The 12,575-nt window shown below is 57.6% G+C and carries 12 protein-coding genes and 2 pseudogenes; 9 read left to right on the top strand and 5 right to left on the bottom strand.

From position 1 onward, the window contains the following. A pseudogene (locus ALO64_RS24925) lies at positions 1-105 on the bottom strand (short chain dehydrogenase); the annotation flags it as partial. A 278-nt stretch (positions 106-383) separates the two neighbouring features. Between ALO64_RS24925 and ALO64_RS01255 the strand changes: the two are divergent. The 3 genes from ALO64_RS01255 (at position 384) to groL (ending at position 3,122) form a co-directional block, all read left to right on the top strand. Beyond that, on the top strand, positions 384-878 hold the full coding sequence (locus ALO64_RS01255; protein WP_002555024.1) for an FxsA family protein: 495 nt from the start codon (positions 384-386) through the stop codon (positions 876-878). A gap of 257 nt (positions 879-1,135) precedes the next feature. Continuing rightward, complete coding sequence (locus ALO64_RS01250; protein WP_003304675.1) at positions 1,136-1,429, top strand: co-chaperone GroES; 294 nt, start codon at positions 1,136-1,138, stop codon at positions 1,427-1,429. 49 nt (positions 1,430-1,478) lie between these two features. Continuing rightward, positions 1,479-3,122, top strand: coding sequence for a chaperonin GroEL (gene groL / locus ALO64_RS01245; RefSeq protein ID WP_044345108.1), 1,644 nt, complete (start codon positions 1,479-1,481; stop codon positions 3,120-3,122). A gap of 80 nt (positions 3,123-3,202) precedes the next feature. Here groL and ALO64_RS01240 read toward each other — a convergent pair whose 3' ends face one another. Further along, positions 3,203-3,943: a phosphatase PAP2 family protein gene (locus ALO64_RS01240; protein ID WP_044345104.1), complete on the bottom strand. Its 741-nt coding sequence runs from the start codon at positions 3,941-3,943 to the stop codon at positions 3,203-3,205. A gap of 177 nt (positions 3,944-4,120) precedes the next feature. Between ALO64_RS01240 and colR the strand changes: the two genes are divergently transcribed. The 5 genes and pseudogenes from colR (at position 4,121) to ALO64_RS01215 (ending at position 7,907) form a co-directional block, all read left to right on the top strand. Further along, the gene (colR, locus tag ALO64_RS01235) at positions 4,121-4,804 is read left to right on the top strand and encodes a two-component system response regulator ColR (RefSeq protein ID WP_044345105.1); all 684 of its coding nucleotides are present in this window, start codon (positions 4,121-4,123) and stop codon (positions 4,802-4,804) included. Then, positions 4,794-6,075: pseudogene (locus ALO64_RS01230) on the top strand (sensor histidine kinase). The gene colR and the pseudogene ALO64_RS01230 overlap by 11 nt, the downstream one beginning before the upstream one ends. Before the next feature lie 200 nt (positions 6,076-6,275). Further along, positions 6,276-6,956 (top strand): class I SAM-dependent methyltransferase, encoded by a 681-nt coding sequence (locus tag ALO64_RS01225; protein ID WP_002555018.1) that lies wholly within the window; start codon positions 6,276-6,278, stop codon positions 6,954-6,956. Positions 6,957-6,960: 4 nt separating this feature from the next. Further along, positions 6,961-7,683: a lipopolysaccharide kinase InaA family protein gene (locus ALO64_RS01220; protein WP_002555017.1), complete on the top strand. Its 723-nt coding sequence runs from the start codon at positions 6,961-6,963 to the stop codon at positions 7,681-7,683. Next, a complete protein-coding gene (locus ALO64_RS01215) occupies positions 7,680-7,907 on the top strand; it encodes a hypothetical protein (protein ID WP_002555016.1) in 228 nt (75 codons plus the stop codon). Before ALO64_RS01220 ends, ALO64_RS01215 begins: the two co-directional genes overlap by 4 nt. A gap of 24 nt (positions 7,908-7,931) precedes the next feature. On the opposite strand, the gene ALO64_RS01210 is transcribed toward ALO64_RS01215, so the two are convergent. The 3 genes from ALO64_RS01210 to ALO64_RS01200 form a co-directional block, all read right to left on the bottom strand. Beyond that, a complete protein-coding gene (locus ALO64_RS01210; RefSeq protein ID WP_002555015.1) occupies positions 7,932-9,038 on the bottom strand; it encodes a DUF1513 domain-containing protein in 1,107 nt (368 codons plus the stop codon). Positions 9,039-9,054: 16 nt separating this feature from the next. Continuing rightward, positions 9,055-10,119, bottom strand: coding sequence for an imelysin family protein (locus ALO64_RS01205; protein WP_044345106.1), 1,065 nt, complete (start codon positions 10,117-10,119; stop codon positions 9,055-9,057). 78 nt (positions 10,120-10,197) lie between these two features. Continuing rightward, complete coding sequence (locus ALO64_RS01200; protein ID WP_044345107.1) at positions 10,198-11,625, bottom strand: di-heme oxidoreductase family protein; 1,428 nt, start codon at positions 11,623-11,625, stop codon at positions 10,198-10,200. Between the two features lie 206 nt (positions 11,626-11,831). Between ALO64_RS01200 and ALO64_RS01195 the strand changes: the two genes are divergently transcribed. Further along, the gene (locus ALO64_RS01195) at positions 11,832-12,461 is read left to right on the top strand and encodes a pyridoxamine 5'-phosphate oxidase family protein (protein ID WP_004656445.1); all 630 of its coding nucleotides are present in this window, start codon (positions 11,832-11,834) and stop codon (positions 12,459-12,461) included. Positions 12,462-12,575: the final 114 nt, after the last annotated feature.

Raw genomic sequence — 12,575 nt, 5'->3', positions numbered from 1 at the left:
GCAGGCTGCCCTGTTCGCGCCCTTGCCAGCCAGATATTCGGCCATGGCTCTGCCTAGCCCCTGGCATCCGCCGGTGATAATTATCAGCTTGTCTTTCAATTCCATGTGCGTGCCCAATCACAGTTGATCGTTTCCATGGCATCACTGGCTTGATGCGAGTGCTTATGCCATAGCCAGAGCACGTTATAGGCTGTTTTCGCCCGTTCGTCTCGCCTCTGCCACCCAGCCCTGAAATACACCGATACACGTTTGTGAAGCCCAGGTTCAGCTGACTTATGCGCATAATTAAGCTGTTACCCAAGCGCAGGGAGCTTGAATTAACGACCTTCTGACATCACATACGGTCTACTCGGAAGGCATTCTTCCCTTGAGGAACTCATTTGATGCGTGTTTTTTTGCTGCTGTTCTTATTATTCCCGGTACTTGAGCTGTTTCTGCTGGTTCGTGTCGGGATGTCCATCGGCTTTCTCTGGACCTTCCTGCTGGTCGTCGCGACGTCGATGCTGGGCTTGTTCGTCATGCGGGTAGCCGGTTTTGCAACGGCGCTGCGTGCGCGCGAAAGTCTGGCGCGTGGCGAGCTGCCTGCCCAGGAAATGCTCGAAGGCCTGATGGTCGCTGTCGGTGGCGGTCTACTGCTGTTGCCCGGCTTCATCAGTGACATTCTGGGTGTGATCTGTCTGCTGCCGATTACTCGTCGTCTGCTGATCAACAAGGTTCGTCGCCGTGCAGAGGATCAGGCTATGCGTCAGCGCGCCTTCGCCGATGATCTGCAGACTCAGGCCAATCAGGGACCTGCCAGCCATCGCCCGAATGCCATTCACCAGCCGACCCGCGAGCCGGATGTGATCGAAGGCGAGTTCGAACATCGCGACAAGTAGCCGTTACACCCCCCGGCAGGGNNTGGCACCTTCGGGTGCCGCGCTCGTTTTGGGGTGGCAATTGGGCTGTAAAATTTTTTTGCCCAAGACTTGTAATCACTTTGCTCGCCCTTATGTATGGGTCACCGCAAGGTTTCTGGCATGAAGGCCAGACCGTATTCTGCGGTTCGCGCGTCGAACCGTAACCGGCAAGTCCGGATTTAAACCGGCCGGTGCACTCACCGGACGATCAAACAAACATAATCAGGAGATCGACAATGAAGCTTCGTCCTCTGCATGACCGCGTCGTAATCCGTCGCAGTGAAGAAGAAACGAAAACTGCCGGCGGTATCGTTCTGCCAGGTTCGGCTGCTGAAAAGCCTAACCGTGGCGAGATCGTTGCTGTGGGTACCGGCCGCGTGCTGGACAACGGTGAAGTGCGTGCGCTGGCTGTGAAAGTGGGTGACAAGGTTGTGTTCGGCCCTTATTCCGGCAGCAACACAGTGAAAGTAGACGGCGAAGACCTGCTGGTGATGAGCGAGAACGAGATTCTTGCTGTCGTCGAAGGCTGAGTGCTCCCGCTGATTTCCGTTACTACAAAGTATTCAAGGAATAATGATCATGGCTGCTAAAGAAGTTAAATTCGGCGATTCTGGCCGCAAAAAAATGCTCGCCGGTGTAAACGTCCTGGCTGACGCAGTTAAAGCGACCCTGGGCCCTAAAGGCCGTAACGTTATCATCGAGAAAAGCTTTGGCGCTCCGCTGATCACCAAAGACGGTGTGTCGGTTGCCAAGGAAATCGAGCTTAAAGACCGTTTCGAAAACATGGGCGCGCAGCTGGTCAAAGACGTTGCCTCCCGTGCCAACGATGACGCCGGTGACGGTACTACTACCGCTACCGTTCTGGCTCAGGCCATCGTCAACGAAGGCCTGAAGGCTGTCGCTGCCGGCATGAACCCGATGGACCTCAAGCGCGGCATCGACAAGGCGACCATCGCCATCGTTGCAGAGCTGAAGAAGCTGTCCAAGCCTTGCACCGACACCAAGGCAATTGCTCAGGTCGGCACCATTTCGGCCAACTCTGATCACTCCATCGGCGACATCATTGCCGAAGCCATGGAAAAAGTGACCAAAGACGGCGTTATCACCGTTGAAGAAGGTTCGGGCCTGGAAAACGAGCTGTCTGTTGTAGAAGGCATGCAGTTTGACCGCGGTTACCTGTCTCCGTACTTCATCAACAAGCCAGACACCATGGTTGCCGAGCTGGACAGCCCGCTGCTGTTGCTGGTCGACAAGAAGATCTCCAACATTCGCGAAATGCTGCCGGTTCTGGAAGCAGTCGCCAAGGCTGGCCGTCCTCTGCTGATCGTCGCTGAAGACGTTGAAGGCGAAGCGCTGGCAACTCTGGTTGTCAACAACATGCGCGGTATCGTGAAAGTTGCAGCTGTCAAGGCTCCAGGTTTCGGCGATCGTCGCAAGGCCATGCTGCAGGACATCGCTGTTCTGACCGGCGGTACCGTTATCTCCGAAGAGATCGGCCTGAGCCTGGAAACCACTACCCTGGAACACCTGGGTAATGCCAAGCGCGTCATCCTGAACAAAGAAAACACCACCATCATCGATGGTGCTGGCGTCAAAACCGATATCAACTCGCGTATCTCCCAGATCCGTCAGCAAATCGGCGACACCAGCTCGGACTACGACAAGGAAAAACTGCAAGAGCGTCTGGCCAAGCTGTCTGGCGGCGTTGCAGTGATCAAGGTCGGTGCCGGTTCCGAAGTTGAAATGAAAGAGAAGAAAGCCCGCGTTGAAGACGCCCTGCACGCAACCCGCGCAGCCGTCGAAGAAGGCGTGGTACCTGGCGGTGGCGTAGCACTGGTTCGCTCCCTGCAAGCTATCGAAGGTCTGAAAGGCGACAACGCTGATCAGGACGTCGGTATTGCTCTGCTGCGTCGCGCCGTTGAAGCACCTCTGCGCCAGATCGTTGCCAACTCCGGTGACGAGCCAAGCGTTGTTGTCGACAAGGTCAAGCAGGGTTCGGGTAACTTCGGTTACAACGCTGCTTCCGGCGAATACGGCGACATGATTGAAATGGGTATCCTGGACCCGGCCAAAGTGACTCGCTCTGCTCTGCAGGCGGCGTCCTCCATCGCCAGCTTGATGATCACCACCGAAGCGATGATCGCTGACGTGCCTGAAGACAAGCCAGCAGGCGGCGGCATGCCGGACATGGGCGGCATGGGTGGTATGGGCGGCATGATGTAAGCCGGCTTTACCCCGAAAAGCCACACCCATAAAGAACCCCGCCTTGTGCGGGGGTTTTTTGTCTTGCTGTTCCGGATCAATCAGTGCGTCGGTTGTACTTTGCTGTTATCGAGGCCCTTGGGTTCGGGGCGGTAAAGTACAAAGTAGTAAACCCCCAGACAGATCAACCAGCAAAACACTGCAGTCCAGATGTTATGGGAAAAGAAGTGCGCGCCTTGCAGCATTCGGCCGATAGAGAACACTGTTCCCAAACCGAAGGCCAGGGCCAGCCCCATTTTCGCCATTCTCGGGCGGCGGTCGCGCAAGGCGAAGAACAGGGCGAACAGGGTAAAACCGGTGGCTGCATGACCACCTGGCCAGCAACGCCCTGGCTTGTCGGTGGCAGGGCGCGGGCTCAACAATTCGCTGTAGGTTTCCTGGCCGCCGAACTCGGTCAGGCTCCAGGGGCATTGCACAGAGGTCACCACTTTTACTGGTGTCACGAAGGCGGTTGAAAGCGCCATGGACAGCACCAGACAACCCAGTTCTCTGCGCCAGGGGATCAGACGTTCTACCTTGAACGACGCAGCAAAGCCGATCATGGCCAGTACGCCGAAAACCATCACCAGTTGTTTGGCGCGGTCGTGAAGGACGTCTTCCAGAAAATAGCTGTGCCTGCCAATGAATTGCCCACTGACGGGATCGAAGGCAAGCCTGGCGATGCCCATGTCCAGCGAAGTCAGCTCAAGGAGTACGAGGATCAGCGCGACAACAGCGGGGATACCCAGATAAATCCACGGATTGATTGGGCGAGAGTAGGGTGGGGCGACGGTTTTCGACATATCGAATCCAGATCGGTGAAAGGCATGCCGCGTTCATTGTGTGCGACGGTTTGTCTCAAAGTGTGTCATGTGCTTTGTAAATCATAGGTGAAAAAATCGTCATACCATATCGGCGCTGGCCCTGAAGCTCACTTCGTCTTAAGCTGCGCCAGCCCAAACTGCATATGAGAGTGCGTTATGCGAATTCTTCTGGTTGAAGACAACCGCGACATCCTGGCGAACATGGCCGATTACCTGGGCATGAAAGGCTATACCGTCGACTGCGCTCAGGATGGCCTCTCAGGACTGCACCTGGCAGTCACCGAGCATTATGACCTGATTGTCCTCGACATCATGCTGCCGGGCATCGACGGCTACACGCTGTGCAAGCGTCTGCGCGAAGATGCCCGTCGTGATACCCCGGTCATCATGCTGACCGCACGCGATCAACTGGACGACCGTCTGCAAGGCTTCCGCTCTGGCGCTGATGACTACCTGCTCAAGCCGTTCGCCCTGTCCGAACTGGCCGCGCGCATCGAAGCGGTGTTGCGCCGTGCCCAGGGCGGCGGACGGCGTACCTTGCAGGTGGCCGATCTGGTCTATGACCTCGACACCCTTGAGGTGACGCGTGAAGGCCGGATGCTCAAGCTCAACCCGGTCGGGCTCAAACTGCTCGCCGTCCTGATGCAGAAAAGCCCGCATGTATTGCGCCGCGAGATTCTGGAAGAGGCTCTGTGGGGCGACGACTGCCCGGACAGCGACAGCCTGCGCAGTCATGTGCATCAGTTGCGTCAGGTGATCGACAAACCGTTCGGCAAACCGCTGTTGCAGACCGTGCACGGTGTGGGCTATCGCTTGGCCGAGGGCCGGGATGGAGTTTAAACAGAGTCTTGCCCAACGGATCATCATTGCCTTTGCATTGATGAGCGCACTGGTCGCCGGGTCTTTCGCCATCGGAATCATCTCCACGGTCCATCTGGTCGAAGAAAAACTGATTTCTGCCGGTCTCGGCGGCGATCTTAATCGCCTGATGCTGATGGACAGTGTCAGCGACTGGAGCCACCGGCCCAAGCCCGATCAGTTGTTCTATTTCAGCAACGGTCCGGGCGATTTCGATCTGCCCAAAGACCTTCGGCACCTTGAACCCGGTTTTCATGAGGTCTTCCGTGGGCCGCTGTCGTACCACGCCATGATCGAGGTGGTAGACGGTCGGCATTACGCCCTGCTTCAGGACCAGAGCGATTTTGAAGAACGTGAGCGGGTCCTGTTCGCGGTCGTGCTGGTCGGTTTTGTTCTGGCGTTGGCGCTGGCGGTATTTCTCGGCTGGGTATTGGCCCGTCGAGTGATGGCACCGGTAGTGCGTCTGGCCAGACAGGTTCGTCACCGTGACCAGTTGCTTGGGCTGGCACCGCCACTGGCACCTGACTACGCCGCTGATGAGGTCGGCGAGCTGGCGGTGGCGTTCGATGCAACGCTGGGGCGTCTGAGGCAAGCGTTGATTCGTGAGCGCATGTTCACCAGTGACGTGAGTCACGAGCTGCGCACCCCATTGATGGTACTGGCCAGCTCCTGCGAGCTGCTGCTGGAAAACCCTGCGCTCNNCGCGTCGTCAGGTCGAGCGCATTGGCCGCGCCTGCGAAGAGATGCGTGATCTGGTGCAAACGTTCCTCATGCTCGCCCGCACCCAGCGTGAAGACCCGGCCATGACGCCCAAGGCCACGCTGGTCGGAGTGGCCGAGCAGTTGATCTCTCAATGGCGTGATCCGATAGAAGGCAAGGGGCTGCAACTGACCTACACGCCACCTGCCGATGACCAGCTGTCCGAAATTCGTTACAACGCGACCTTCCTCCATGCCGTGATGGGCAACTTGCTGCGCAACGCGCTGCACTACACCGATTACGGATTCATTGCGCTGACCCTGCACGCCGAAAGTTTCACCGTGGAAGACAGTGGCGTCGGTATTCCAGAGGAAAAACGCGAGGCCATGTTCGAGCCATTTGTGCGTGGCAATGAGCAGCGCGGGGAAGGCCTGGGCCTTGGTTTGTCACTGGTGCAGCGCATCTGCGCCAACCAGGGATGGAGCGTCGATCTCACGCCCATGGAGCCGCACGGTTGCCGGTTCGAAGTGACACTGAACCTGAACAAAACCTGACGTTCATTTTGAGCAAATCCACCTCAGTGTGTGGCGGTAAATCGACCGCACTTCGTCGATAAGTCACACATGGCGTTTAACTCTCTGTAAAATCTCGAAACATCTGAAGCACAAAGGTAACAATATTTTCACATTCAGATGACCTGACAGTGACAGCGGTGCCTTTAGTTTGGCCCGCATCAACGTCAGGAGCGGCTCCCATGAGCGACCGTATAGAACTCGAGTTTTCCCGCAAGTACGACAAGTCGCATGCTCGTCAGTACCTTGAAAAGCATCAGGACGGTCTTTGGCGCAAGTTGTCGCATCATCGCGATGAACAACTGGCGAGAAAAGCGCTTCACCTAGCCGGTGACCCTGGTCTGGTGCTGGATCTGCCTTGCGGTGCGGGGCGTTTCTGGCCATTGTTGGCCGAGAAACCGAACCGCTCGATCATCGGTGCTGACAACTCCGCAGATATGCTCAGTACCGCTTGTGCATCACAGCCGGCAGAAGTTGTAAAAAGGGTACAACCTTTGCAGACATCTGCCTTTGACATCGACCTGCCTGATAACGCAGTAGACAGCATCTTCTGCATGCGCCTGCTGCACCATGTAGGCCAATCAAGCGACCGGATGGCTCTATTGCGTGAGTTCCAGCGCGTAACCCGTGACAGTGTGATTGTCTCATTGTGGGTCGATGGCAATTTCAAAGCATGGAAGCGTGCACGCCTTGAGAAACAGCGCCTGCAGAAAAACGGGCAGGAAAGTTACCAGAATCGTTTTGTGTTACCGGTTGCTACCGCAGAATCCGAATTTGAACAGGCAGGATTTCGTATCCAGAACCGGATGGATTTTCTGCCGATGTACGCCATGTGGCGTGTCTACGTCTTACGTAAAAGGTAAACAGATGGGTTTGCAGTCCTTGAAAGAGCCAGTTGTGAACTCGGTGCAGGATGAGTTCAACCATTTCTGGAGTCAGCACGGCGAATGGGTTGAAGAACCCAATTCCCGTCGAGGTGGAGAAAGTGGTGTACAGCGGCTCACGATGGACAACGGGCAAACGCTTTATGCCAAGCGTCAGACAGGGCATATATACCGCAGTTTGCTGCACCCTTTGGGGCGACCGACGGTATTGCGTGAGCGTGAAGCGCTTGAAGGTCTGCGCAAGCTTGGCGTAGTCGTGCCGGAAGTGGTGTTTTGTGGTGCCGAGCGTGGCGAGGACAATGCCTGGCGGGCATTGCTGGTCACGGTTGCGCTGGAAGGTTTCGAAGAGATAGAAAAGTGGCAGGCTGGCGGAGGACGCGAGCGGCATGGCGAGCTGTTCTATGAGCTCGTGCTCAAGGAAGTGGCGGCCACCCTGGCCCGCATGCACCTTGGCCGCTGGCAGCATAGCTGCCTGTATATCAAGCACATATTTGTACGTGTGACCGGTGAGGGGCCGGATGCCAAAGTCGAGGTTGCCTTGCTGGACCTCGAAAAAGGCCGGCGCCGCCTGACAGCGCAAGGGGCGGCCCAGCATGATATGAAACAGCTGCGACGCCATTCGTCATTCAGCGCTGCAGACTGGCAAAAGTTGATCTACTTTTATCAGGCAGCGTTTGGCAGCTCTATCAAAGGTTTAGAGTCATGAAGCTAGAAATGGCAAGAGGTCTGTTTATCTTCGGTGCATTGGCAATTGCCACCGTCGCAGTGGCAGCGCTTGAACAACCGTCTACCCAGATACTCACGACACAGCACGGCGAGGGATATTGCCCGTTGCCGCGTGTGGCCAAGAGTCTGGTGAGCGTGCAGCCTGATCATGACCTGTTGCTGTTCATGTACAGCCTGGCGCAAGGGGCTGGGGTCAGGAACTGAGGCGCTTTGCTGCCTGACTTCTGACTATCCTGCTTGAGCCAGATGAAGGTGGTTGTCCCACAGCCCTGCTGGCAGGTCCAGCGGTTTGGCCAGCAGTTGCGCTTTGCGACAATCATAGAAGCGGCAACGCCCTTGGCCCGAAGTCACGACAAACCCATCGGCTACCGCACCCACGCCTGCGCAGTCTGGTAGCGGCGCATCCAGCTTCAATGCACCGCTGTCCAGATCCCAGATAAAGAACCGGTTGCCACGCGGCGCTGTCAGGGCTACCAGGCGCAGATCACTGTGCACTGCAACGCTTGCAGTGTAATGAGCCATCGCCCGCAGTTGTTCTTCTGCCACCGGAAAGGCCTGAAAGGGCTGCCCCGGCCGTTTGATTGCCAGCAACTCGGCTACTTCGTGGCTGTCGCCCATGAACTGCTGGCCTGCCACGATGGTGCCGTCGCTGGCGATGCCCATGTGACGCACGCTGTTCATCTGCTGGGAAAGAGTCTCCTTGCTCAGCAATGTACCGTCACGCTGCATGATCACCAGGCTGGGCTGCATGGCATTCAGGTTCATCTCTACCCGGCTTTCCGCTTCGGTGCGAATACCGCCGTTCGCGACTACCAGCGTTTCGCCATCCGGCATCCACGAAACCTGATGCGGACCGATACCGTGCGTAGGAATTTCAGCCGAGTGCACCAGTCGCTGATCAACGAATCGATAGACGCCCAGTAGCCCTCGGCCTGGGTCAAGGGTGTCGTTTTCCGTCGCATATAGCCATTCGCCGTCGCGGTGAATCACCGCATGACCATAGAAGTGTCGATTCGGCTGCGAAGCGATGGTTTGCAGCAAGCGGCCATCGCGCAAATCGATCAGATAGCTTTCAGTACCTGGACGACGTGCGATGAACACTGCAATCGGCAGGTCGGGATGATTGATGATGTCGTGGCAGCGCTGGCCCACCTGGGTGGCAAATACCTGCGTTCCGTCGAGATGGAAACCCACCGCGTAGTGTTTGCCTTCGCCATCGTCGCGAGCGGAGAGCAGCAGAGGGGGTGCGTCTTTTTGCCTGAACAGCGTCCAGCCGCCCAGCGTGAAAGCGCTGAGCAAGAGACTGCCGAGGGCCATGGCCTGACGTCGCAACATCACGTGTACCTCTTGATCAATCGCCGTCGTTGGCGTTGAAGCCCAACTGTATGCCCAATGCCTTGGCCAGCTCGCCTTCGTGCAGGCGGTGCACCGCATTGAGGCTGTCGTAGAACGCATTGAGTTGCTGACGTCCTGTTTCGGTGGCCAGCAGGTCGGCGAGCGGCGGCTTGAGTTCCGACAGTAATTTGCGGCTGGTAGCGTAGGCCGCATCGATTTTGTCAGCCAGCGGTTTCTGCTCGGCGGGCAGCAAGCTGCGCAGGCCCTTGTTGTCGACACCGGTCCAGACCGTTTCGGCGCTGATCAGGCTGGCTTCCAGGCTGCTGAGCGACGATTTGCTGCGCCATGCATCTGCCTGGAAGGGTTGCGGCTGGCCCTTGCTCTGGCGACCCAGTGGCGTGCCCAGTTTCTTCTTCAGACTGTCGAGGGCCGTGACCTGAACCCGCAGCAGTTCGGCGATGGCTTCATGAGAATCTGCGTAGCGCTGGTTGGGGAATTTGCTCAGTTGCGCAAGCATGCCGTCGGTACTGTTCCAGCTGCTGAGGATTTCCTCGGCAAGCTGCTTTTGACGCTCGCCGATTGCCATCAGCAGCGGGCAGTAGCGGGCTTTCTGTTCGGTATTGGCCATGTCGATTTCCGCGTCGAACAGAATGTATTCGTAAGCGGACAAACCTTGCACCACGACGCTGGCCTTGGACAGCTCCTGAGCAGTGATCTGCGGCTGTGCCGTCACCAGTTGCTCGACCTGCCGGCCAACCAGGTTCTTCTTGTCTGGCCAGAACTGTATTTGCCAGGCGCGATTGCCCTCGGCCAGAGGGCCGATCAGCAGCGGTTGCAGCTCGGCCCAGGTCTTCTGCGCCTTGAGAAAGTCGGCGCGTGCTGTGGCCAGATCAGTCTTGCCCTGACAGAACGCCAGTGCGCTGGCTGCCAACTGACGATCAGCATCGACCCAACGGCTGTAGGTCGGCAGGATTACCTGTTTGGCAATGGCTGCGGACGTGACCGCCTGAGGGTCGGATGGCGAGCAGGCACCCAATGCAAGCGCCGCAAGGCTGGTCAGCAACAACTTGGGTCGGAACATGTCCGGCTCCTTATTTTATTTTCGAAAGATGATTTTGAAAAAATAATGTTGAACGAGACGATTCTGGAATGGGAGCAATCATAACGAATTCAGAAACGCCAACAGCGCTTCACGCTGTTGCGCGTCAAATGCAAGAACCTGCCGCTGCGCTGCCTGGGCTTCGCCGCCATGCCACAGTATCGCCTCAAGTACATTGCGGGCGCGACCATCGTGCAACAGTTGGGTGTGCCCGCTCACCGTTCCGGTCAGGCCCAGCCCCCACAGTGGGGGCGTGCGCCACTCGCGGCCAGTGGCCTGGAACTCGGTACGGTTATCGGCCAGCCCTTCGCCCATGTCGTGCAGCAGCAAATCGCTGTAAGGGCGAATATCCTGATTGGCCAGCTCAGGTTCGACGGCGTCGCTACGAGTCTTGAACGAGGGCGTGTGGCATTGCTGGCAACCCGCCTGAAAAAACAGATTCTTGCCCGCCAGCACCTGAGGGTCATCGACCTTGCGGCGTGCCGGAACCCCCAGGTTGCGTGTGTAGAACTCCACCAGACGCAGGATGTTGTCGCTGACCTCCGGCTCGCCGTTCGGGCCATTGCCGTTGGGCGCTGCCAGGCAGTCGGTCTGGGCTGGCGTGCAGTCATCAAAGCGGCGCAGGCTGGTAGTCAGCCCCATGTCGCCGGAAAAAGCGTGCACGTTCTGCTGATTCAGGTTGGGTTGCCCGGCTTTCCAGCCGAATCGGCCCATGACGACTTTTTGCTGTGCATCGTCCCAGACCCAGTTTGGGCGTCCCGATATGCCATCGGCGTTCTTGTCATCCGGGTCGGCATTGGCAAGAATTGCTTCATCGGCAATCGCCTCAAGCAACCCCAGCCCGATCATCGGCGGGGCTATGCGCGCCGAGATGTGGGTATCGGGGTGCATCGGTCCGTAACCCAACTGGGTGATTCGGAGGGTCGGCTGGCGCAGCTCGACTGAGGTGCCATCGCGAAACTCGACCGCCAGCGCATCGTACTCGACCCGCACCTTGCCCTCGGGGGCCACGCCGGGGTTCGACATGTCCTGCAACTGCCCACCGTAAGTCGGCTCAGGCAGCACGCCATTGCGCTGCACAAGATCGGCGTAGGCCGGGTCATCAGGAATCGACAGCCTGACCAGCATCGACACGGCGTTGCTGTCGCCAGTTTCTGGCGGATGACCACGACCGTCCTTGATGTGGCAGTTCTGGCAAGCGTTGGTGTTGAACAACGGCCCAAGCCCGTCGCGAGCGGTCGTGGTCGATGGCGCAATCACCCACGGACTGCGGAAAAAACTGTTGCCGACACTGAAGTCCAGCCGCCGCACGGGCGACAAGTTGGCCGAGGGCATGGAAAAGGCACTGTGATCGCTCTTCCTGACCGTCGCACTGCCTCCGGACAAGGCTTCTCCCGGCTCGGCATGAGTGAAACGCGGGGCGTCATCGCATGCACTTACGGCCAGAGTCGTAAGCAAGGCGAGGGATAGACGGAGCCGCGTACTCATACACATCCTGCAACGAGGCGAAAATCGGGGCGTGCAAGCTTATCAGCCTCGTGCGGTTTGAATAAGAGGGATTATCGTTTGCCCGCTCTGACGTAATGCGTTGTTACGAATCTCTGAGGCTGGTCTGGTCCCGGCATTTTTGCCTATGCTGCACATGTCGAAGTTGACAGCACACACAGACAGCATGCCCAGCAGAGGCCACATCAATGGATAACCCGGAAAACAGCGCGCTCGTGACCACAATCGAGACGCTGGAAGCGCTCTATGGCCCGATTGCTCCTCCTTCCATGATCAAGGAAGTTGACCATATTCACGCGGTTTACCGGCCCTTCATCGAGTCGGCACCCTTTGTTGTGCTGGCCTCTGCCGGATCTGATGGCCTTGATGCGTCCCCGCGTGGCGATCAGGCGGGCTTCGTGCATATCGAGGACAGCAAGACGCTTTATCTGCCTGACCGGCGCGGCAACAACCGCATCGACACCCTGCGCAATATCATCAGCGACCCACGCGTCGCGTTGCTGTTCCTCATACCAGGAGTAGGTGAGACCTTGCGGGTCAACGGAACAGCGCAGATATCGGTTCAGCCCGAACTGTTGTCGCGTTTCGAGGTGAACGGCCAACTGCCCAGGTCGGTGCTGCGCATCTCCGTGACCAGCGTGTACTTCCAATGCAGCAGGGCAACCATCAGGTCCGGTTTATGGGATGCAACCCGGCACATCGAACGCAGCACGCTGCCGACTGCCGGGCAAATACTAAAAGCGGTTTCGGCCGAGCAGATCGACGGTGACGCCTATGACAAGGCTTTGCCGGGACGCATTGCGGATACGTTGTATTGATCATGGCTGATACCGTATTGCGCTTCTTGTGGTCATGGCTCGATCAGCTACCGGTTTTGCTCTGATTTCTTTCCTTCTCAAGAAAGTAGTCAAAGATTGAACCGCCCCGGGTTT

Origin of the sequence: Pseudomonas meliae, from assembly GCF_001400515.1 — a bacterium.
GTDB lineage: Bacteria > Pseudomonadota > Gammaproteobacteria > Pseudomonadales > Pseudomonadaceae > Aquipseudomonas > Aquipseudomonas amygdali.
Note: the sequence above shows the minus strand (reverse complement) of the source record. Positions and strands in the feature narration are given on the sequence as shown.